Source organism: Sulfurimonas sp., from assembly GCF_019429335.1.
Lineage (GTDB): Bacteria > Campylobacterota > Campylobacteria > Campylobacterales > Sulfurimonadaceae > Sulfurimonas.
Genome location: NZ_JAHYJB010000003.1, coordinates 77,124 through 98,303 on the forward strand (window position 1 = coordinate 77,124; position 21,180 = coordinate 98,303).

At 37.1% G+C, this 21,180-nt stretch carries 23 protein-coding genes; 9 read left to right on the forward strand and 14 right to left on the reverse strand.

Annotated elements, in window-relative coordinates; all coding sequences use genetic code 11:
- Positions 1–24 precede the first annotated feature (24 nt).
- The 7 genes from K0A91_RS02350 to crcB all read left to right on the forward strand — a co-directional run bounded on the left by K0A91_RS02350 (position 25) and on the right by crcB (position 5,293).
- A complete protein-coding gene (locus K0A91_RS02350) occupies positions 25–1,341 on the forward strand; it encodes a S41 family peptidase (protein WP_295007766.1) in 1,317 nt (438 codons plus the stop codon).
- A 4-nt stretch (positions 1,342–1,345) separates the two neighbouring features.
- Complete coding sequence (purC, locus tag K0A91_RS02355; protein WP_295007768.1) at positions 1,346–2,059, forward strand: phosphoribosylaminoimidazolesuccinocarboxamide synthase; 714 nt, start codon at positions 1,346–1,348, stop codon at positions 2,057–2,059.
- Between the two features lie 144 nt (positions 2,060–2,203).
- Positions 2,204–2,446, forward strand: coding sequence for a phosphoribosylformylglycinamidine synthase subunit PurS (gene purS / locus K0A91_RS02360; protein WP_295007769.1), 243 nt, complete (start codon positions 2,204–2,206; stop codon positions 2,444–2,446).
- On the forward strand, positions 2,443–3,117 hold the full coding sequence (gene purQ / locus K0A91_RS02365; RefSeq protein ID WP_295007771.1) for a phosphoribosylformylglycinamidine synthase I: 675 nt from the start codon (positions 2,443–2,445) through the stop codon (positions 3,115–3,117). Before purS ends, purQ begins: the two co-directional genes overlap by 4 nt.
- Positions 3,114–4,259, forward strand: a complete 1,146-nt coding sequence (locus K0A91_RS02370) for a hypothetical protein (protein WP_295007773.1) — start codon at positions 3,114–3,116, stop codon at positions 4,257–4,259. The genes purQ and K0A91_RS02370 overlap by 4 nt, the downstream gene beginning before the upstream one ends.
- Positions 4,237–4,935 (forward strand): lysophospholipid acyltransferase family protein, encoded by a 699-nt coding sequence (locus tag K0A91_RS02375; protein ID WP_295007775.1) that lies wholly within the window; start codon positions 4,237–4,239, stop codon positions 4,933–4,935. The genes K0A91_RS02370 and K0A91_RS02375 overlap by 23 nt, the downstream gene beginning before the upstream one ends.
- Positions 4,904–5,293 (forward strand): fluoride efflux transporter CrcB, encoded by a 390-nt coding sequence (gene crcB, locus K0A91_RS02380; RefSeq protein ID WP_295007777.1) that lies wholly within the window; start codon positions 4,904–4,906, stop codon positions 5,291–5,293. The genes K0A91_RS02375 and crcB overlap by 32 nt, the downstream gene beginning before the upstream one ends.
- On the opposite strand, the gene K0A91_RS02385 is transcribed toward crcB, so the two are convergent.
- Both K0A91_RS02385 and K0A91_RS02390 read right to left on the reverse strand, forming a co-directional pair.
- Entirely contained in the window at positions 5,283–5,852 is a 570-nt protein-coding gene (locus tag K0A91_RS02385) for an ATP-binding cassette domain-containing protein (protein WP_295007779.1), read from the reverse strand. The two genes, crcB and K0A91_RS02385, sit on opposite strands and share 11 nt — an antisense overlap.
- Positions 5,853–5,855: 3 nt before the next feature.
- Positions 5,856–6,548, reverse strand: a complete 693-nt coding sequence (locus K0A91_RS02390; RefSeq protein ID WP_295007781.1) for a dUTP diphosphatase — start codon at positions 6,546–6,548, stop codon at positions 5,856–5,858.
- 74 nt (positions 6,549–6,622) lie between these two features.
- Here K0A91_RS02390 and K0A91_RS02395 point away from each other — a divergent pair, with 74 nt between their 5' ends.
- Complete coding sequence (locus K0A91_RS02395) at positions 6,623–6,796, forward strand: uracil-DNA glycosylase (RefSeq protein ID WP_295007783.1); 174 nt, start codon at positions 6,623–6,625, stop codon at positions 6,794–6,796.
- Here K0A91_RS02395 and K0A91_RS02400 read toward each other — a convergent pair.
- From K0A91_RS02400 to ovoA, 8 genes are all read right to left on the reverse strand, one after another.
- Positions 6,771–7,196: a pyridoxamine 5'-phosphate oxidase family protein gene (locus K0A91_RS02400; RefSeq protein WP_295007785.1), complete on the reverse strand. Its 426-nt coding sequence runs from the start codon at positions 7,194–7,196 to the stop codon at positions 6,771–6,773. The genes K0A91_RS02395 and K0A91_RS02400 overlap by 26 nt on opposite strands.
- Complete coding sequence (locus K0A91_RS02405; RefSeq protein WP_295007787.1) at positions 7,186–7,422, reverse strand: hypothetical protein; 237 nt, start codon at positions 7,420–7,422, stop codon at positions 7,186–7,188. Before K0A91_RS02405 ends, K0A91_RS02400 begins: the two co-directional genes overlap by 11 nt.
- A gap of 2 nt (positions 7,423–7,424) precedes the next feature.
- Positions 7,425–8,615: a PatB family C-S lyase gene (locus tag K0A91_RS02410; protein WP_295007789.1), complete on the reverse strand. Its 1,191-nt coding sequence runs from the start codon at positions 8,613–8,615 to the stop codon at positions 7,425–7,427.
- A gap of 46 nt (positions 8,616–8,661) precedes the next feature.
- The gene (locus K0A91_RS02415; protein ID WP_295007791.1) at positions 8,662–9,387 is read right to left on the reverse strand and encodes an iron permease; all 726 of its coding nucleotides are present in this window, start codon (positions 9,385–9,387) and stop codon (positions 8,662–8,664) included.
- Entirely contained in the window at positions 9,371–9,832 is a 462-nt protein-coding gene (locus tag K0A91_RS02420; protein WP_295007792.1) for a restriction endonuclease, read from the reverse strand. Before K0A91_RS02420 ends, K0A91_RS02415 begins: the two co-directional genes overlap by 17 nt.
- Positions 9,833–9,835: 3 nt before the next feature.
- Positions 9,836–10,219 carry a hypothetical protein gene (locus tag K0A91_RS02425; protein ID WP_295007795.1) on the reverse strand — a complete coding sequence of 128 codons (384 nt, stop codon included), beginning with the start codon at positions 10,217–10,219 and terminating at the stop codon, positions 9,836–9,838.
- A 39-nt stretch (positions 10,220–10,258) separates the two neighbouring features.
- Positions 10,259–12,745, reverse strand: a complete 2,487-nt coding sequence (dcm, locus tag K0A91_RS02430; RefSeq protein WP_295007797.1) for a DNA (cytosine-5-)-methyltransferase — start codon at positions 12,743–12,745, stop codon at positions 10,259–10,261.
- A 227-nt stretch (positions 12,746–12,972) separates the two neighbouring features.
- Complete coding sequence (gene ovoA / locus K0A91_RS02435) at positions 12,973–15,072, reverse strand: 5-histidylcysteine sulfoxide synthase (RefSeq protein WP_295007799.1); 2,100 nt, start codon at positions 15,070–15,072, stop codon at positions 12,973–12,975.
- Positions 15,073–15,100: 28 nt separating this feature from the next.
- On the opposite strand from ovoA, the gene pgeF reads away from it, so the two are divergent.
- Positions 15,101–15,826 (forward strand): peptidoglycan editing factor PgeF, encoded by a 726-nt coding sequence (pgeF, locus tag K0A91_RS02440; protein WP_295007800.1) that lies wholly within the window; start codon positions 15,101–15,103, stop codon positions 15,824–15,826.
- On the opposite strand, the gene dxs is transcribed toward pgeF, so the two are convergent.
- Genes dxs through fliF form a run of 4 tightly spaced genes read right to left on the reverse strand, consistent with a single transcriptional unit; the run spans position 15,807 to position 21,176 of the window.
- Positions 15,807–17,630: a 1-deoxy-D-xylulose-5-phosphate synthase gene (gene dxs / locus K0A91_RS02445; protein WP_295007802.1), complete on the reverse strand. Its 1,824-nt coding sequence runs from the start codon at positions 17,628–17,630 to the stop codon at positions 15,807–15,809. The genes pgeF and dxs overlap by 20 nt on opposite strands.
- A gap of 9 nt (positions 17,631–17,639) precedes the next feature.
- Positions 17,640–18,434, reverse strand: a complete 795-nt coding sequence (fliH, locus tag K0A91_RS02450) for a flagellar assembly protein FliH (RefSeq protein WP_295007804.1) — start codon at positions 18,432–18,434, stop codon at positions 17,640–17,642.
- A gap of 1 nt (position 18,435) precedes the next feature.
- Complete coding sequence (gene fliG / locus K0A91_RS02455; RefSeq protein WP_295007806.1) at positions 18,436–19,464, reverse strand: flagellar motor switch protein FliG; 1,029 nt, start codon at positions 19,462–19,464, stop codon at positions 18,436–18,438.
- Positions 19,461–21,176: a flagellar basal-body MS-ring/collar protein FliF gene (fliF, locus tag K0A91_RS02460; protein ID WP_295007808.1), complete on the reverse strand. Its 1,716-nt coding sequence runs from the start codon at positions 21,174–21,176 to the stop codon at positions 19,461–19,463. The genes fliG and fliF overlap by 4 nt, the downstream gene beginning before the upstream one ends.
- Between the last annotated feature and the right edge of the window lie 4 nt (positions 21,177–21,180).

Sequence of the window (21,180 nt, forward strand, 5' to 3'; positions counted from 1 at the left end):
TTTTTAATTAAGATAGGATAAATAATGAAAAACAAAAAATTAATTACTCTCGGTCTTGCCTCTGTTACAGTTGCTTTAGCTTTGTTGTTTTCTACTAATCTATTTGCATTGGATGAAGGGAAAAAAGAGAGCAAAGAAGCATCAAGACTTGAGGCTTTGGCAAAATTTACAAAAGTCATCAGTATTGTAGAGCAATACAACGTTGACAATGTTACCATCGAAGAGCTTATGGACAAAGCGCTTGAGGGTATGATGAGCAACCTCGACGCCCACTCAAACTATTTAACGCAAAAAGATTACAAAAATTTAAAAGTTCAGACAAACGGCGAGTTTGGCGGATTAGGAATCACCGTCGGAGTAAGAGACGGGGCACTTAGCGTAATTGCACCTATCGAGGGGACTCCGGCTGACAAAGCAGGCATAAAAGCGGGCGACATTATCCTTAAAATCAATGAGCAATCTACGCTAAACATGACTATCGATGAAGCTGTCTCTATAATGAGAGGCAAAGTCGGCACAAAAATCATACTGACTATTGTTAGAGACGGAGAGACTAAACCGCTTCCAATCACCATAACAAGAGCAACAATCACAATAGAATCGGTTTATGCAAAATCTATCGGGAATGATATTCAATATATCCGCGTAACGAGTTTTGACAAAAAAGTCATAAGCGATGTTACAAAAGCGATAAAGCAGAAAAAATCGACTACAAAAGGAATTGTGCTTGACTTAAGGAACAACCCCGGCGGACTTCTTGACCAAGCCGTAGGTTTAGTAGATATATTTGTAGACAAAGGCGACATAGTTTCTCAAAAAGGCAGAAACAAAGCTGATGACGAAATCTATTCTGCAAAGACTGAAAATACCGTAACCAAAGTACCGCTAGTTGTACTTGTAAACGGCGGAAGTGCAAGTGCAAGCGAGATTGTAAGCGGAGCACTTCAGGACCATAAGCGTGCGATTGTCGTGGGTCAAAATACATTCGGCAAAGGAAGCGTGCAAGTAGTTCTCCCCATAACTGAGGAAGAGGCTATCAAGCTCACTATTGCAAGATACTACCTTCCAAGCGGCAGAACCATCCAAGCCGTAGGCGTAAAACCTGATATCGAGGTTTTTCCTGGCGAAGTAAAGACGGATAAAAATGAGTACGCATTAAAAGAGGCTGACCTTAAAAAACATTTAACAGAAGAGTTAGAAAAAGTTGACGGCGCAAAAGAAGAGGAAGATACCAAAGTGGACTCAAAATTTGTTATAACCGATGAGATGATGAACAAAGACATTCAGCTAAAAGTCGGTACCGATATCATAAAAGCTTTAATTATCACAAAAGGAGTGTAACCAGATGGAAAAAAGAGAACTGCTCTACGAAGGAAAAGCAAAAAAGCTATTCACAACTGATGATGAGAATTTGCTTATCTCTGAGTTTAAAGATGATTTGACTGCATTTAACGGTGCGAAAAAATCAAGCGAAGCCGGAAAAGGCGCACTGAACAATAAAATTTCGACAGAGCTTTTTAATCTTCTAGAAGAGTGCGGCATTCAGACCCATTTTGTAAAAATGCTGGATGATAATAACATGTTGCACAAAAGAACAAAAGTTATTTTGATTGAAGTAATCGTTCGCAATATTGCAACTGGAAGCCTAAGCAAAAACCTTGGCATAAAAGACGGAACGGTTTTACCGTTTACTCTTGTTGAATTTGACTACAAAAACGATGCTCTTGGTGATCCGAAACTAAATGACCAGCATGCACTTATCCTTGGGCTTGTTGATTATCAAGACGAACTTGACAAACTTCGCCGCTTGGCAAGACAGGTAAACGATATTCTAAAGCCCTACTTCGCCTCTAAGGGTCTCAATCTTGTTGACTTCAAACTTGAATTTGGAAAAGACAGTAGCGGCAATATAATCTTAATAGATGAGATTAGTCCTGATAATTGCCGTTTTTGGGATATGACAAGCGGTGAGAAGATGGATAAGGACAGATTTCGCCAAGGTTTGGGCGGACTGAGAGTAGCTTACGAGCAAGTTTTAAACCGAATACTCGGTAAATAATAGCACTAGTGCTATGAGCTTGACGCTGAGTTGCTTATGCCCTTGTGGTACAAACTTAGCATTAGCGTAGGCAGCGGAATCTAGGTGCCCCTTGAGGGTATACTTCCGAAGCCGTAATAAAAAAATAATTTTAGGGAAATAAAAATGAAAATAGTAGTAAATGTGTTTTTAAAAGCCGGCGTTTTGGATTCTCAGGGAAAAGCGGTTCATCATGCACTGGAGTCTCTGCATTTTAACAATGTAAGCGATGTTCGCATCGGAAAACAGATAGTTATGAATATGAATGAGAACGATGAGAAAAAAGCTATGGCCGACGCTACAAAAATGTGTGAGGAGCTTCTTGCAAATACGGTAATCGAAGATTATACGATTGAGCTTGTAAAATGAAAGTAACAATCTTACAGTTTCCAGGTACCAACTGCGAATACGATACAGAGCATGCTTTTAAATCTCTAGGAGCGGATACTGAAATTTTGTGGCATAAGGCCCAGAGTGTTCCATCTGACACCGATCTGCTTGTTGTTGCAGGAGGTTTTAGCTACGGTGACTACCTAAGAAGCGGCGCTATCGCAAAATTCAGCCCTGTTATGAAAGCGGTAATAAAATATGCAAACGGCGGCGGAAAAGTTTTAGGTATATGCAACGGTTTTCAAGTCTTGACAGAGGCCGGTCTTCTTCCGGGCGCGCTTAAAAGAAATGAGACTCTTCACTTTCTCTCAAAGCACCACAATCTAAAAGTCATAAACAATGACAACACCTTTTTAAAAGAGCTAAACAAAGGCGATGTAGTCAATGTTCCTATCGCTCACCATGACGGAAACTACTATATTGATGAGAATAGTTTGCAAGAGCTATACGCTAACAATCAAGTTCTTTTAAAATATTGCGACGAAAAGGGCAATGAAAAAAATCCTAACGGAAGCGTTGACTCAATAGCCGGAGTCTGCAACAAAGAGAAGAATGTTTTTGGACTTATGCCTCACCCGGAAAGAGCAATGGAAAAGCTTCTAGGAAGCGATGACGGCGTTAAAATGCTACAGGGATTTTTTCAAGCGTGATTAAACTACTACTGTTATTGCTATTTCTTTACGGTTCAATATTTGCAAATATTGATGATTTACGTGGAACAAACGACTCTGCGACCGCGGAGGAGATAGTCAAATATAGTGACCTTGAAGAGATAAATATTGCGCCCTCTTCAAAAGTTATATACCTAAGCTATCAAGCGCTCCCTGATAGAGTTTTAAAGGGAGAGATTTTCAAGGTAACTGTCAAATCTCTCTGCGTAGTCAAAGATTTTGCAGATATAACATACGAACTCATAAACGCAAAAGGGGTAAAACTTCTAAGCAATGTTCCATCAAGAGACAAAGACTCAAAGCATTACTATGAGACATTTTATTTCTTAGCTACTTCTGAAAATGCAAAGCTTCCTGACTTTAAAGCCACTCTGCTTGATTATAACAACACCCCTTATGAATATACAATATTAGAGGGCGCAAAGCTCAACGTCATCTCGCTAAATCCGAAAAACGATTTTGTAAACATAATAGCGGACTCCTTTGAGATACTCGAATATAAAACTACAAACTATAACACTACGCACAATATTGTAGTTTTTGTAGCAACTGCGACAAACTGCGATATAACAGCCCTAAAACTGGACGGTGTTCAAAAACAGGGAATAGAGTCTGCCACTGGCTCCTATCTTGATTCTAAAATTACATACTACGCGATAATCGACAAAAAAATTGAAAATCTTCTTATGTCATATTTCAATCTCACAAAAAACAGATTTATACCTATTAACATACCTATTATTGTAAGCGATGACAGCGTAACCACCCAAAGCGACCTAAAACCGAGAGACCAGTCACATCAGATGCTAAAGATGAGCGTTGCTGCTGCAATTGCAATAATCGCATTTTTAATAATACTCTGGAGAAGAAAGTACATCTATCTTGTTTTTATCATCATCCCTCTTCTGTATATAGTCTATGTCGGTTCGCCCTCCAAAGAGGTATGTATCAAAGTAGGCTCTGAGATACACCTGCTTCCTGTTGCAAACGGAACGATATTTGAAACGACCACAAATGAGCATAAAATGCAAAAAGAGAATGAGATAGACGGGTGGGTAAAAGTACAGTTAAATGATAAAAAAATAGGATGGGTAAAAGATGAAAATATTTGCTCACATTAATTGGCTATTTGCGACAATCATAATTGTAACTTCGCTTTCATTTATGATTTTGACTTTTTATCTTTTCCCAAGACCATACGCCAGAAAAATTTCTGCTTGGCTAATCAGACTTAGTATATTTTTCAGAGTTGAGATTAAAGGCAAAGAGGACCCTGATGCCCAGATGTTTCTACTTAATCATCAAAGTGATTTAGATATTGCCATTATGGAGACGATAACAAAGAGAAATCTTGCATGGGTTGCAAAAAAAGAGCTCTTCGATATACCTTTTTTCGGTCTTGCTCTGAAGCTGCCGCAAGATATTGCAGTTGAGAGGGAGAGTAAAACATCACTTATAAAGCTACTAAAAGATGCCAAACATGTACTTAAAACAAACAGAGCTATAACTATGTTTCCCGAGGGCACACGCTCTGCAAAGGATGTAATGCTTCCTTTTAAATCCGGCGCAAAATTAGTAGCCGACGCTAACGCTCTTCGTGTGCAGCCTATTGTAATTTTACAGAGTTCAAAATACTACAATATGAAGAAGTTTTACTATATGCCTGGTAAGATTACCGTAGTTTTTATGGAATCTTTTGTTGCCGATAAAAGTGACAGTAATTGGCTGAGTGATTTAAGAATTAAAATGCAAAAAGTGTATGACGATGAGCTGGCAGACAATACTAGCAATAGGTAGCGGCGGTTTTATCGGCGCTGTGCTTAGAGCCTACCTAAACGGTCTTATTTCTCATAAAATCCCGCATGATTTGCCATATGGAACGCTTGGTGTAAACCTTATAGGCAGTTTTATAATGGGGCTTTTGATAGCCTACTTTATGCACACAACCATCTTTTCTCTACATGTAAAGTCTTTTTTATCGACCGGGATTTTAGGAGCGCTTACGACCTACTCCACGTTTGCGATAGAGAGCTTTTTTCTCCTCAACAGCGGACATATCGCTTTGGCTCTTGCAAATATCTCTCTAAACGCTTTTGGCTCTATTTTTATGGCTGGCGGCGGTTTTTATCTGGCAAAATATTTTCTCAAAGCATAATAATCTCATCCGCACACCATTTAGCAAGGTCAAGATCGTGCGTAATAAGAAGCATTCCCATTCTATCGAGATGTTTTACAAGCATACCCATAACCTCCAGCTGAATAACATTATCAAGTGCTGAAGTAGGCTCATCAAGCAGAAGCAAATCAGGTTTCATAAGCATAGCACGAAGGATGGAAGCGCGCTGAAGCTGTCCGCCCGAGAGTTCATGCGGAAGTTTTAAAAGCAGTTCGTAATCGAGGTTTATTCTATTTAGGTAGATATCCATCTCATCAAGTTTTGCCACATCTTTTATCTGATTTAAAAGCGTATAACTTGGATGAAAAGAGCTGTATGGGTCTTGAAACACCTCAGAACTAAAAGAGGTTCTAATACTCCCTTTAAGCGGTTTAAGGTTGCCGAGTATCAGCTCAAAAACTGTGCTCTTGCCTGCCCCGCTCGCTCCGACTATCGCTTTTATCTCCCCTTTTTTAAGAGAAAACGAGAGGTTCTCAAAAAGCAGACTATCCTTTTTATACCCAAAAGAGAGATTGGCGACCTCTAGCACACTGCTCAACTACTATCTCTTGTTTAGCGCTAAATATAGTTTCGTGAGCTCTTTGTAGAGTTCGCTCGGAGATACACTGCTGTTCTCCTCCAAAACTCTCTTCATAACGACATTATCCTCTTCACTGCCCCAAATCTTGATATATGAACCGTCTTTGTAGCCGTTGTCCTGTCTGAACTGGTTTAGGATATTTTTGCCGACATAGAGCTTATAGAGGCTCTCTAAATCAAGCCCGCTCATAACAACCAAATCAAAAAAGTCTGATATCATCTTCTCTAGATTCAGTTCTCCATGTGAAAGCGTATCAAGCATAATAGACTCGATTTTTTCTATAACCTCGGCCTGAGAAGCAAATAGGGTGTTTTTTCTATCAATTTTGGCAAAGCTCTCCAGCTCAGATATATTTTGTGCCAAGTCATCAATATGCCCCCTGCGAGTTTGAACATAGTTCTCTATCGCCAAACTCATAATAAAGTGCCAAACATCTACAACTTCTATCTGCAGATTATCCCAGTCAGCCTCTTGATCTATGTTTTTCCAGTGCTTCCAAGTAAAGCTGTCAATCATCTCCGCGCACTCCATATAGATGCATCGTTTCCAGTTGATAACCTTGTCGTTTTTTGTAATCCCGCTTGTCCAATCAGCGCCGTTTGTAGCCTCGTTCAAATCGGCTTGCAGCTGTAACATTAAAAGTATTTTATCCATACGCTTCTCTCTAAAATTTAATTCGCCTATTGTACCAAATATGCTAAAATATGACACTTAAAACCGAGATATATATGAAAAGAATTAATTGCAGAAAATGTGAATACTATTTTGTTACATGGGAAGCCAAAAGACCTCACGGCTGCAGAGCATACGGATTTAAATCGCCTCAAATCCCGTCTCTGCTTGTTTTCCAAAGCAGCGGAAGTGATTGCACGATGTTTAAAGAAAAGATTGTGTCCAAATAATTTTTTTGCCAAACCCCAGAGTGTTGTCGGTTAGTTTAAAGTAGTCTATTTTTATCTCCCAAAGTTTCGGATTCGTAGCCAGCGCATACGGAAAATTCTTGAAATATAGCTTTTTTAAAGCCTCATCATGAGTCTCTAAAAACTCGCCTCTAAACTGAACTCCCTCGATTTTGCCGACTATTTTTGTCTCCAAAACAACCGTTCCTGCAACTCTTTGATTTTTTGAGATGTTTTTTATATGCTCTGTCTCATCGCTGCTTGCTACGACGAAGGAGATTTTTTCAGCGTCAAATACGTAAAAAAGATTGCATGCGCTAAGTTCAAAACCATCACTGGTTGCTAGAGTAAGCACATGATGTTTTGATAAAAAAGAGGCTATCTTTTTAAGGTTATCTTGCACTGAAATTCTTATAAAGACGCTTTTCCAAATCTTCTAAAGAGCTAATCTCTCTCTTGTTTAGCATCAGAAGCGCAGTTTCATCGTTAGCCATCGTCTCATACATCTCTTTTGGCGACGTCATCTTGTAGTGGCTTTTTAAAAAATCCAACAAAATCTCGAAATTGTCATTTTTTTTCTCGCTGTATTGTTTAAAAAATTTAAAATCATCCCAATTTATCTCAATCAATGCTATCTCCCAAAATTTTTCAGTGCTTTTTCTAGTTTCTCTATCAGTTGTGACATTTTAGCAGAAGAGATGGCAAAGTTCAACCTCATAAAACCGCTCCCTTCCCTGCCAAAACTAATCCCCGCACTTAGTCCAATCCCCGCTTCTTGAACAAAAAAATCCCGCAGCTCCTTATCGCGAAGCCCCAAACCTCTGCAATCAAGCCAAGCCAAATAAGTAGCCTCTATGGGAGTGATTTTTATAGGATATTTGTCGCACAACTCTTTTAACATGTAGAAATTTTTTGCAAGATGTATCTTTAGCTCTTCAAGCCATATTTTGCCCTCTTTGTAAGCTGCTTCAAAAGCTACATGTGAGAGCGAACTTCCGTTGGCAAAGTGGATACGGTTATAGACTTTTAAAAATTTCTCTCTCAGCTCTTTATTTGGTACGGCGACACTGCTTATAGCAAAGCCAGCCATATTAAAACTCTTTCCTACACCGATAGCCGTAACCGTTATATCTCTCGCCTCTTTGTTTAGCGAAGCAAAAGGAACATGTAGATTTGGCGCATAAACCAAATCGCTATGAATCTCATCGCTAAATACGACTATGTTATGCTTCAAACATAGCTCTAAAATCTCCTCCAACTCCTCTTTTTTCCAAACTCGCCCGACTGGGTTATGCGGAGAGCATAGAAGCAGAAGTTTGGTTTTCTCATCTATCTTTGATTTTAAATCTTCTATGTCAAATGTATAACTTCCGTCTTCTCTCTGTTTGAGAGGATTTTTCAAAAGCTCTCTCTTATGCTCCATTACACTGTGAAAAAACGGCGGATATACCGGAGTTTGAACTATGACTTTATCGCCCTTCTCGGTAAATGCCTCTATGGCGACGTTCATACTCGCAACCACCGAGTGCGAATAGAGCATATCTTCTAAGGCAAACTCTACTCTGTGCTCGTTTTTCATCCACTCTATCTGGGCAATAAACATACTTGGCGGCACCTCCTCATACCCTATGACTGGATGTTCAAGGCGTTTTTTTACTGCTTCAATCACAAAATCAGGAGTGTCTATATCCATATCCGCAACCCAGAGAGGCATAACATCGTTTGTGCCAAAAAGCTTCTCTCGAAGAACGTACTTCTCCGCGTTTGTGTTTTCTCTACATGCAGAGGTTGAAAAATGGTATTTATTTTTTTGATTTTTCATGAATATACTATCTGATTAACGTAAATAATAGTAATATTCCCATTTATTACATGTTCTCAAAAAATATTTTAATTACTTCATGTTTTAATTCTTCAAAATCAATTGTATAATCAAAATCTTTTTCCAACCCTATATTAACTACATTGATAAAATTTTCTTTTGTATAGTTTCCATAACAATTTTTATAATCTATTTCAATAGAATCTAATTTTGAAATTAAACATATTGCTTGATATGCTTTATCCGATACGCTTGTTTTATTATTTGGATGGGCTCGATAAAAATGTTGATTTGGAGTTATAGCAATAATATTTTCAGCCATATCTGCTAATTCTGGAAATTTAGATGATAAAAAAATATGATGTGCTTGTGTTGCAGGATATGAATTAAATCTGTGAATTTCACTATAAGGGTGAATAGTTTTAACAAATCTTTTTGCTTTTTCGATTTGGTATTTATAAAATTTATCATTATCAATTTCTTTTTCAAAAAATTGAACATTAAACTCTTCCCTTGTAAGAGATTTATCTTTTCTAATATCTCTCCAATTTGGTCTATTATAAAGTAAATCATTGTAATTTATTTCAGCAACTTCACCTGATTTACTACCAAATTTTTTATATTTAAAACATAATGTATTCAGCATCGGATTAAATATTCTTATTGGCTCTTTATCTTTAGTGATTTTTGTATATTTTTTAATAAATACTAAATAATTATTTCGTAATTCATAAAGTGAATCTTTATCTTGTATTTTAAAAAAAAGTATCAAAATATTTCCATATATCACTATCTTTTAAAACTTTTTCAAGATATATTGATAAAAAATAAAAAGCATTTCTATCTCTTAAAGATATATACTCTATAAATTCTTTATTTACAACTATATATTTATATGGTTTTTTATCTCTATTTTCATTAATTAAACCAGAATAAGCCAGCATTTTCAGTGGCTGTGAAAAAAATTTATCATATTCCTTTTCTGCTTTTTTGACTTCTGGCTTATTAAATATTTCTGTAACTAATTCATTTGAATAGGAACAAAATCGTATATCATTAACTGTAAAAGTATTTTCATCTTTTATACAATTAAGAATACATTCACAAACTGCACTTAATACATCAGGCTGAACTTTTTGATCAAAAAACCTCGCACTCCTAGTTTTTCTAATATCCAAATCTTTATTGTGAAAATATTCTTGTATTTCAGCTCTCATAATTTAATTTGGTAAACCTAAACCTATATCAAAATCACCAATATAGTTAGTAGGAATATTTCCACGAACTATATTAACATTCTGTATCTTGCCATTAATAAATCCATAATTTTGATATAAATTACATAAAAATTCATTACAATTTGTTCTATGTTGAATATTTCCATTTCCTGCTGTTAAACTAAAGTAACCTGGTATAGACGGATTAGTTTGATAAAAATGAATTCTTCCTTCACTTCCCCAAGCACCTTGATTTTGGTTGTTTTCCCAATTTAAACTAGTAGAATTATTATTCCTAGCTAAATAACCTAAAGCTTGATAGTATTCACTTTCAGAATTAAATCGAATTTGTGCTGGATTATTTGTTCCAAAACTTGATTGATACATTCTTTTCCTTTTTAAATAAATTTACAACATTAATATTACTTATTTAAACTTAAGTAATCCAAAAAACTTTACTGAATTATTATCTATATTTAAAGACCTAGTGCCTCTATTTCTTGCAATTTTATAATATTCAGTAAATTCTTCACTACTATAATAATTTAAATGTTCTTGTGTTATATTAATACCATCTTTTGCTTTTAATAGGGCAACGGAACCATCTGCAATACTGTTTTTTGGTAAAAAAGTTGCTCTTGGGTAGTATGTCAAATTTGGCACTAAAACAATATCGTTCTGATTAAGATATTTTGATACCACAAAACTATCTATTTCATCCATAAAACAATCATAACTTTCTATATCTTTTATTTTATTGTTATCTATATTTCTTGATTTCAAAACTCTAAACTTTCCACTGCTTAAAGTATGTTTTTTTGTAATTTGCCTATCTCTAAATGTTTCAAATATATCAAGTTCCATTTTTTCAGCAATAAGATCAAAAAACTCATTTCTATATATTAGCCAGTAGGGAAATTCTTTTGAAAATATATAGTCTTTATTTTGATAAATAAGAGTATTGGTAATATAACTTTCTATTTTCATCTGCTCAAGTTTTTCTTTTTTATATGTATCAAGTAAAAAGCTTATTGTTTCAATTTTTACACCTTTAAAAGCTTTCTCTCCATAATCGGTAAGAGAGTGGAGATTATTTTTTTCTAACATCTTTCTTGTTTCATTAAATTCAGGTGCATTAATCAAACTTTTTGGAACAATCAAGGAAACATATTTACCTAGTTTTATGGATTTTTCAATAAAAAATGAAAATAGATTATTTGTATCTTTGTTTTGAGAGACTGATTTATATGATTCCAATAAAGATTTTTCATTTATAACTTTTCCATAGGGTGGATTACCTATTACTAAGTCATAAGAATATTCATTAGCCCATAATAAAAAATCCTCATTTATAAAATTAATAATGATATTTTTTGGTACTTTTGTTTTTTCTAGTAGCAGTTTCAATATCCCAAGTGAATTTTTATCAATATCAACTACATCTAAAATAACTTTTGGAATGTTTTTGTATTTTTTAAATAGTAAAGGCAAAAAGTTTCCTATACCAACAGAGGGTTCAAGTATTTTAATAGATTTTTTGTTATCAAAACTAGGTAATTTAGAAATAACATTAAAAACTATATCTTCTCTTGTAAAATATGCTTTTGTCTCACTTCTATTTACATTAGATAATTCAGCAATATTATAAAGAGTATTCATATCGCATTTAAGAGGATTGTCTTTTATAAAATTTTTTAATATATTTAAATCTAGCAGATTGTATTCTTGTATAGTTTTATTTATTTCATTAATAGATAAAACTTTTTGATTTAAAACTTTTTTAATATTTTGTGCAATTTGCTCAAATATTTTAGTTGGTACTGCTTCACCGATACAATGTCTTATATTTAATTCTTCTTGTTTTAAAAACTTTTTCTTTTCTTCATTTGATAAATTATTTAATGCTTCAAATTCAATATTTGACCATTTAAATTCATTAGGGATAGTCATCATACGCATAAGTTCTCTTATACTAAATACTCTGTTATCGGAGGGATGAATTGTATTTTGACTTGCTAAAATATCATTTCTTGTGTGAATACAAGGTGCAACTTTATCCCAATACCATCTTGCGTATTTATCACCATTTTTATTTTTGTTAAAAACCATCTTTCCATTAATAATTTTGTGTGGTATTCGCTCTACTTCAATATTGCTAAATGCTGATTGCCCTTCTTTTATAGTTTCTATCCAAGGCAACATTTTTTCATCAAAACTCCTGCAAGAGTGGAAAATATCATCTTTAGAGATTTCTCCCATAATTTTTAATGATGGTAAGTCTGATATTAAATGTTTTAATATTTTTGCTTTTTGTTCTTTTGGAAAAAGTTGATGTGGGCTTACATTTATTAAATCTTTTCTAACACCGATAACTAAAGTTCTTGTTCTACTTGATTGAGCACCATAATCTTTAAAATTTATTACTTTTGATAAAATGTTGTATGTCCCACCAAGATTTGAGTCTATAGCTTCTTTAATAGATTTTTCAATATTGTCTACATCAGTACAAAGAGTATTTAAAAAAGCTCTTACATTTTCAAAAATAAAAAATTTTGGTTTAATTTGACTAACTATTTTAATAGATTCTACTACTAAGGAATTTCTTTTGATTTCATTATTTTTTTTATGATTTGCAACAGACATCCCTTGGCACGGGGGAGTGGCTATTAAAACATCTAAATCGTTTACATTATTATTTTCTAATTCTCTGTAAATTTTATCTTGTATTTCTCGCTCTGATAAATCACCTTGTATATATCCAGTACTAAATTCACACTTATTATTAAACTGTTGTATCTTAATTCTTTTACTAAGGTATTCATTTGTTGCAACACATTTAAAACCTTGTTGCTTAAATCCGTAACATCCAATACCTGCACTACTGAAAAGAGAGACATAATTTAATAATTTCATTAAAACTCCATATTTTATACTTTTTATTACTGTATTCCATATAACTAATTTCTCAACGAGTTAGTTGTTTACTCTCATTTGATTATTATTTGCCATACTTAGAAAAACTTTGATTATATTAGACAACTTTTGACCTCCGCTCTTTATTTTTAAAATTATAACTTTTTATGCTTACATATATTACTTTCTTTTTATATGAGAACAATAAAATATGTCATTTTGCAATATTATCTTTTCCTCCAAACACTAACCTCTGCGATGCTGTGCTGAAACTTTCTTGCCGTCTCTTTGATAACAAACTCCAAATCCTGAAGATGTACAAGCTCAAATTTTTTACCCAAAATCTCTTTTAGCGTATCTATCGTTTTTATCTCTTTGGCGCTCTCATCTTTGTATCCGCCGAGCCAGAACTCTTTTTTGGTTGAGCTCTCTTGCCAAGTGTATGGCGAGGTTAAAATCAAAACGCCATCTCTGTTTAGCCTCTCATAAACGCTCTCCAAAAATAGTCTGGGATTGTAGAGCCTGTCTATGAGATTTGTAGCCATGACTAAATCGTAAGAGTTGAAATTTGGCTTGAGGTTACATGCGTCACCCTGCCAGAATGAGACTCTCTCTTTTAGATTCTCATAGCCAAGCTCCTCTATGTTCACCTTTTTTTTCTCTACCAAATCGCCCTCGGTTTTTGAAGCAAAACCGATGTATCCGTCACTTTTTAGTTTTACGCCCACGCCTATAAATCTAGCCGAGAAGTCAATCCCCTGAACCTCATCAAAACTCTTTGCAAGCTCAAAAGCCGCTCTTCCTGTCGCACATCCCAAATCAAGAGCTTTTGTGTGGTTTTTTGCAAATTTTGAGGCTATTTTTGCGCACTCTATTGCAAAGTTTTTTACGCCGAAGTTCTCATCTCCGTACTGAAACTCACAATACTGTGAAACAAGTTCGTCACTCTCGTAGACATCACTCTCTATTCTATCGTCACTGCTTGAGATAACATATCTAAAACCGGCGTTTTGAGGGAAGTGCTTACGAAATGCGTAACGGGAGTGTTTCATTATAAGGTTTCCGCTGCTAGCCCATGACGAGCCTAAAATCAGCGCATGTCTGCCATCATATGTCGGCACGGAAAAGTCATCATATGCCGAATGAACTTCAAATCCCTCAAAGCCGAATATCGGAGTTTTACTCCACTGCCAGACGTTTCCGACAACATCATATATGCCGTTGAAACCAAACTCATTTACGGGACATGAGCTAAAGTAGTGGTAAAAGTTTAGGTTTGCCCTGCTCTCATGAAAGTCCGGAATATCCTGCAAACCTGCATAATTGTATATCAGTCTATACTCCGTCTCGCTTGGCAAAGAGTAGATAACTCCATCCTTTTTACCTTTGTAACGGCAAAATGCCTCCGCTTCAAGCGCATTTACATCCGCAGGCCAGTCAAGCGGCATATCTATGAGTTTAGAGAGTGTTCTATATCTGTACATGCCCTCTTCTAATACCCAAAACAGAGGATGTTTTGCGCCGCTTATCTCTAAAAACTTTCTCCCCTCGTCATCCCAAAATTCCTCATCTTCATATCCCCCCTCTTTTACAAACTCCATAAATTCGGCGTTGCTTACCAGATATTTTGAGACTTTAAATTTTTCTATCGTCTCGCTAAACTCTCCATACTCGTTATCCCAGCCGTAGAGATTGTGTGACTTATCTTTACCTAAAACAACATTGCCGCCCTCTATTGTTATCATCTTATTTTTTGGAGCGGATGAACTATGCGGACAGATGTTGAACTCTTTTACCTCTTTTACCTTCTCAAGCGGCATCTGGCGGTGCAAAACAAGCGATGTTTCTATATGGATACGCTCATGCTCTATGCCCATAAGAACTATCCACATAGGCGATTCCTGCGTAATAGGCAGAGTCAATGGAAGCGAAGCTATAAGAGAATCAACGATATTTCTCACCTTCATTCTATATGCTCTAACATCATCCACTTTTGGCCACTTATAATGCGTGCTATTTGTATCGTCCCACTCCATCTCATCCACACCAACGGCAAAAATGGACTCAAACTCGGGATTTATCCGTTCTTTTATTATCTTCATATATATTAGTTTATTTATAAAAAAAGTGGCGGTATGTCCGAAATAAAATATCATCGGATGGCGAGTCGGCTCGGATTTTTGATAAAAAACCTCATCGCTCTTTAGTACTTCAAAAATCTTCTCAAAAATATCGTAAGTGTTGTGAAAATATGCTCTTATCTCTTCTCTTTTTGCCTCTCTGTCTGTCCCGTCTAAAGTTATGGGATATAAACTAAACTTACTCAAAATATTCCCTTTTGGATATAATTTTTCTATGAAATTTTATTATAGTGAAAAACTAAGCTTATTTACAAACCTCTTGCACGCTTTTACTACAAAAGAGAGCGGCAACCTTGCATTTCATGTCAGAGATGACGAAACAGAGGTGCAAAAAAATCATGAACTCTTGGCAAAAGAGTTAGGATATGAAAAAAATTCACTTGTTCACATGCAACAGATTCACTCCGACATCGTACATGTGGTTGCAAATGAGGATTTTAAAACTCCCCCTACATGCGACGCGCTTATAACAAATAGACCAAACACACCTCTTATGGTTATGGTTGCCGACTGCTCTCCTATACTGTTTTATGATGATAAAAAAAGGGTTATTGCTGCGGCTCATGCAGGACGTCAGGGTGCCTTTAAAAACATAGTTAAAAACGTGGTTGAGAGGATGAAAACAGAATTTGGCACAGAGGCAAAAAATGTACATGTAAGCGTGGGAGCAAGCATCGGAGTGTGCTGTTATGAGGTTGGGGGCGAGATTTACGTCGAGGCAAAAGAGAAAGGTTTAGAGTATGCTATGCAAAAAAGAGGCGGGAGCTTTTACCTTGATGTCGCCTCAATTTTGCAAAAACAGCTGCTCTCATGCGGTATAAAAAGAGAAAATATCGAGTTTTGCGATGATTGCACATGCTGCAACACGCATAAATATTTCTCTTACAGAGCAGAGGCAAAAACAGGAAGATTTGCCGGGATTATCCAACTAAAAGGGTAACTTTTTTTGCAAGCTGTGCAGGCAGAAGTCCTAAAGACTCCTCAACCAGCTTTGTGTTTCCGTGTGTGATAAACTTATCCTCATACTCAAAGCTTACAACTTCTACATGTAGAATTTTTTCACGAGACAAAAACTCTAAAATAGCGCTGCCGACTCCGCCCATTTTTGCGCTGTCGCTAAATACAAACCACTTTTTATGTTTTTTAGACATCTCTTGAAGCATCTCTTCATCAAGCGGTTTTACAAATCGCAAATCCAAAATACTTACTTCAAAATCCAAATGTTCTGCACTCTCATAAGCACGTCCTACGCCGTTTCCGTATCCTATAAACAAAATATCGCTGTTGTTTGAGCGCAGAAGCTGGGACTTTGCCAACTCAAAAGGCAAAGATTCCGGCAAAGTAGTTTGAGTAAACGAACCTCTTGGATATCTGAGCGAACACGGATATGGATACTCGGATGCAAACGCCATTGCCTGATGAAAACTCTTCTCATCACGCGGAGCAAAAAGCGTCATGTTTGGTATCGCCCTTAAAAAACTGATATCAAAGGCACCCTGATGCGTCTCACCGTCCTCTCCGACTATTCCGGCTCTGTCAAGCGCAAAAACAACAGGAAGATTCATCAAACATGTATCATGTATTATTTGATCATAACCGCGCTGCAGAAATGTCGAGTATATGGTACAAAACGGCTTAAACCCCTCTTTTGCCAAAGCTGCCATTGACGTAACGGCATGCTGTTCGGCAATAGCCACATCCCAAAATCTGTCCGGATATGCTTCCATCAGCTCATTTAAGCCTGTTCCGCTTGGCATTGCAGCAGTTGCTCCGACAATTTTAGGGTTGTTTTTTGCAAGATGCAAAAGTGCCTCCGTATATATCTGCGTTGCGCTTTTGTCAGAGCTCTTATTTGCACTTGCTCCGCTGTCAAGGTCAAAAGGACCCACCCCATGCCACTTCTCATCTTTGCCCTCTGCTATTTCATAACCTTTGCCCTTTAGAGTTTGTACATGCACGATGACAGGTTTTTTAAGATCTTTTGATTTGTGAAGTATCTCTATCAGCGACACCAAGTTATGTCCGTCAATAGGCCCGATATAGTCAATACCCATCTCTTCAAACATTATCCCCGGAGTTATCAGCTTAAGTGATTCTTCCATTCTTTTTGCCATATATCTGGCACCTTCGCCGAAATTATCAACAAAATTCTCGGTATGTTTTTTGAAATTTTGATAAAACGGAGAAGCCATTGCGGAGCTTAGCATACGGCTAATCGCGCCTATAGGCTTTGATATGCTCATCTCATTATCGTTTAGTATGATTACCATCGGATATTTTCTCTCGCCAAGCTCATTTAGCGCCTCATACACCATGCCGGCGGTCATCGCGCCATCACCAATCATTATGACGGGAACTCTTGAATCCTGCTCACCCTTTAGTGCAATAGCTTTTGCTGCACCCACGCCTAAAGAGATGGATGTGGAGCTATGCCCTGCTACAAAATAGTCGTGCTCGCTCTCGCTTGGTTTTGTATATCCGCACAATCCGCCAAACTCTCTTAGTGTATCAAACTCTTTAAATCTTCCTGTTAAAAGTTTATGCGCGTAGGCTTGGTGCGAAACGTCAAAGATAAAAGGGTCTTTTTTTGAGTCAAAAACCTCATGCATCGCAACGATAAGTTCCGTTGCGCCAAGAGTTGAGCTTAGGTGTCCGCCGTTTTTGCTGACCACCCTCAATATCTCTTCTCTTATATCTTTACAAATCTCTTCAAGCTCTTTTATTCTACTTAATTGTATATTCATATATCTTTTTTACTCACTAAGTGCTGCCTTTTTTACACGCTCAAATCTTTTTGAAATCTGCGCATCTATATTTCCTGCATCACTAATTGCAATTACACCGCCTAGAGTTACAGCACCATCGGATATCACCTCAACGTGTGCCATTGAGCCGACTGCTTGAGAAATTGCCCCATGGTCTTTCGGGTTGACTTTTAGAACTACTTTTGAAGCTCCTTGTAGCTCTTTAATAAGCTCTTTTGCTAAAGTAAACGCTACTTTTTTCGAGTTCTCTTGAAGCTCAACTTTAATTACCTCTTTTGAGATATCCAAAGCTGCACTTATCAGCTCGCTCTTAATCCCCTCCAAAGAACTCTCAAACTCTTCAGCGCTCTTCTCAAGTTTCTCTATGGATGTACTGTATTGCGACATGATATTTGATAAATTTTTCTCATCATCCTTAAGAGTCTTCTCTCTGCCCGCTTCTAAGCCCGCCGCAAAAGAGTCCTCTTTTACTTTGGCAAGCTCAGCCTTGTGCTCTTCGCTCATGTTCTCTAGTTTCATCTGAAGTTTTATAAAATTAGAAGACATCTCGTCGGTTTTATTTAAAAGAGACTCTATAAGTGAGTCTTTAGAACCTTGAGACATTGCACTTGAGTCCACTTCGCGCTCTTTAATTGGCTGCTGCGGCTCTGGCAAGGGCTGTTTTTTTACAAAAGTAGACTCTACAAACTCATCGCTTGAATCTGCACCGAGTGCAAGAATCTTAAAGTTGTACTTATCGACAGTATGTCTATTTATTTTATCGCTGCTGATTATACTTGCCAAACTACTCTACCATCTCTTCGGTTGAAGTTCCAAGCTGAATAACACCACCCTCTGCAAGACCGTTAACAACCTCAACAATTCTTCTTTGAGCGCCCTCAACATCTTTCATTTTAACAGCACCCATAAACTGCATCTCTTCTTCAAATGCCTCTTTGGCTCTCTCACTCATAGCGCTAAAGAATTTCTCTTTAAGCTCTTCTGGCGCACTCTTTAGACCTAGCATCAAGTCAGGTTTATCGATAGCTTTTAGTATCTCTGTAATTGCATTTTTATCCAGCTTTTGGATATCTTCAAATGTAAACATCATCTCTTTAATGAGGTTAGACATCTCTTCATCTCTCTCCTCAATCTTAGCGAGCGTCTCTTTGGAAGCTTTTGCGCCAAGACGGTTAAAGATATCTGCGACAGCACGTGGACCGCCGACTTCGACCTTGTACGAGGCAAGAGATTCAAGTTTTGACTCAAGCACAGCTGAGACTCTTTTGATGACCGAGGGAGAGATATCCCCTAGTTTTGCCATTCTCATGGAGACTTCACTTCTTAAGTCATCAGGGAAATATTGAAGCGTGTCTGCCGCTTCAGTTGCGTCCATATGAGCCAAGATAAGAGCGATTGTCTGAGGATGCTCGTTAATAATAAAGTCTGATAGCTGTTGGGGCTTGATTTTTGATAGATATGCAAAATTTTGAGTCTCCTGCATACTTTTTGATAGCTTTTCTAAAACTTTTTTTGCCTCTTCAGGTCCCAATGTTCTATAGAGAAGTTCTCTCGCATACTCTAAACCGCCGGATGTGATAAACTGTCCGGATTGTAAAATAGCATAAAACTCTTCGAGTATGGCGGTTGCAACAGCCTTATCAACACTTTTGTTTGTAGCTATGTTTTTTGAGACTTCAGTAATAGCATCAACGCTCATATTTGAAAATATTGAAGCCGTTGCATCTTCGCCTATTTGCATAAGCAAAATTGCAATCTTCTCCCCCATCCCCATCTCATCAAACTTAGCTTGCTGTGTAGGACTTAAATTCATCTATTTCTCCTTCCGGTTTCTGAGACATCAGATTCTTCAGATAGCAGAGCTTGAAAAACTAAAGCAATAGCTTCAGGCGATTCCTCCGCCATTGCTTTAATTTTTTCAAGAAGAACGTCATATTTGAGCTCGTCTTCACTAAAACCTTCTCCAACACCAAGCTGCTCCTCGACTTTTTTGCGCATTGTCTGGACTTTTTCAACCAAATCTTCATCTTCATCATCCTCTATTGAGAGGTGCGGCTTGCCGTGTTCATCCTCTTCCTTGGAGATTTCTAGCATCCTCTGCGCAAACGGAGAAATAGCTTTTTTGTAAACAATAAAAAGAAGAAGAAGTACAAATATATATTTAAAGAGCTCCGAAAACGGTGCCAGATATGTTTGAGAAAAGATAACAGCCTGAGCAACTCTTTTCTCTGCATTATCAATCACAGGAGCTTTAAACTGGAGGTTTTGAACGCTTATCTGATCGCCTCTCTCCTCGCTGATTCCTATTGAGCGGCTAACAAGCGCTGAGAGAGCCTCTATATCACTCTCTGAGAGCGGTTCATACTCCATTGTATCGGTAGAATTTCCGTTCTCATCAAGCTTATACTTATACTTTCCATCAACAACAACAGCCGCGGTAACTCTTTTTATTCTTGCAAATTCGCTCTTTGTGGTTGAGACTGTTTTGCCAACTTCATAATTAGTCGTACCGCTGTTTTTCTCATACTTTTCAGTAACTTGATTGTTTGAAAGCCCTTGAACCGGACCTATATTGCTTACGGTTCCGGGAACACCTCCGACCTCAGGAGGAGTTGAACCCTCTCTTTTTTCTTCGCTTATCTGCTCACTTCTCACTACGTTTTCAGGGTCAAAAACCTCTGATGTTGAACTTTGTATGGAAAAGTCGAACTCTATAGTGACCTGAGCGACGACTTTCTCCTCGCCGCCGACAAAAGGAGAGACAACCTCTATAATTTTTCTCTGCTTTTTCTTCTCTTCTTTTGTCTTAAAATTCTGCTGTACAGTTGATAGCTCACCCATCTGAGCCATCTCATCTTCATCTCCGAGCGTCTCGCCGTCATTGTCAATCAGCATAACATTTGCAGGAGTAAGATTTGGAACGGCAGCGGCTACGAGATTTTTAATCCCTCTAATCTGTTTTGTAGAGAGCCTTCTGCCCTCCACAAGTTGAAGCATTACAGAAGCAGTCGGTGTTGCCTTTTTTTCAACAAATAGAGTATCTTTTGGCAGAGCAAGACTGACACTTGCTCTCTCAATCGGCGCCAAAGCGTTTATTGTGCGGGAGAGTTCTCCCTCTATAGCACGGAGATATTTTACATTTTGGTCAAAGCTTGTAGAACCAAACTCCTGCCTGTCAAAAAGTTCAAACCCGACTCCGCTGTTTTTTGGAATACCTAGCGAAGCGATTGCGATACGCTCTTTGTAGACTACGTTTTTAGGAACTTTTATAATATTTTTATCAAATATCTCGTAAGGGACGTTGTTTTTCTCCAGCTGCTCCACAACTTTTGCAGCATCCTCTGAGGTTAAAGAGTCAAACAGCACTTCATACTTGCTCACCGTCTCCTGTTTTGCAGTATAAACAACCAGAAAAATAACAAATGCAACAATGCCTACAACAGCGGCTCCTATAATAAGCTTCTGCTCTTTCGTCAGCTTGGCATATAGAACTATTAGTTGCGAAAAAAGTACTTTAAAATCCATTAAC

Excerpts from the sequence above, each read along its gene's own strand:
- K0A91_RS02350 (WP_295007766.1), top strand. The coding sequence starts at position 25 with ATGAAAAACAAAAAATTAATTACTCTCGGTCTTGCCTCTGTTACAGTT.
- purC (WP_295007768.1), top strand. The coding sequence starts at position 1,346 with ATGGAAAAAAGAGAACTGCTCTACGAAGGAAAAGCAAAAAAGCTATTC.
- purS (WP_295007769.1), top strand. The coding sequence starts at position 2,204 with ATGAAAATAGTAGTAAATGTGTTTTTAAAAGCCGGCGTTTTGGATTCT.
- purQ (WP_295007771.1), top strand. The coding sequence starts at position 2,443 with ATGAAAGTAACAATCTTACAGTTTCCAGGTACCAACTGCGAATACGAT.
- K0A91_RS02375 (WP_295007775.1), top strand. The coding sequence starts at position 4,237 with ATGAAAATATTTGCTCACATTAATTGGCTATTTGCGACAATCATAATT.
- crcB (WP_295007777.1), top strand. The coding sequence starts at position 4,904 with ATGAGCTGGCAGACAATACTAGCAATAGGTAGCGGCGGTTTTATCGGC.
- K0A91_RS02390 (WP_295007781.1), bottom strand. The coding sequence starts at position 6,548 with ATGGATAAAATACTTTTAATGTTACAGCTGCAAGCCGATTTGAACGAG.
- K0A91_RS02395 (WP_295007783.1), top strand. The coding sequence starts at position 6,623 with ATGAAAAGAATTAATTGCAGAAAATGTGAATACTATTTTGTTACATGG.
- K0A91_RS02410 (WP_295007789.1), bottom strand. The coding sequence starts at position 8,615 with ATGAAAAATCAAAAAAATAAATACCATTTTTCAACCTCTGCATGTAGA.
- K0A91_RS02420 (WP_295007792.1), bottom strand. The coding sequence starts at position 9,832 with ATGAGAGCTGAAATACAAGAATATTTTCACAATAAAGATTTGGATATT.
- K0A91_RS02425 (WP_295007795.1), bottom strand. The coding sequence starts at position 10,219 with ATGTATCAATCAAGTTTTGGAACAAATAATCCAGCACAAATTCGATTT.
- dcm (WP_295007797.1), bottom strand. The coding sequence starts at position 12,745 with ATGAAATTATTAAATTATGTCTCTCTTTTCAGTAGTGCAGGTATTGGA.
- pgeF (WP_295007800.1), top strand. The coding sequence starts at position 15,101 with ATGAAATTTTATTATAGTGAAAAACTAAGCTTATTTACAAACCTCTTG.
- dxs (WP_295007802.1), bottom strand. The coding sequence starts at position 17,630 with ATGAATATACAATTAAGTAGAATAAAAGAGCTTGAAGAGATTTGTAAA.
- fliG (WP_295007806.1), bottom strand. The coding sequence starts at position 19,464 with ATGAATTTAAGTCCTACACAGCAAGCTAAGTTTGATGAGATGGGGATG.
- fliF (WP_295007808.1), bottom strand. The coding sequence starts at position 21,176 with ATGGATTTTAAAGTACTTTTTTCGCAACTAATAGTTCTATATGCCAAG.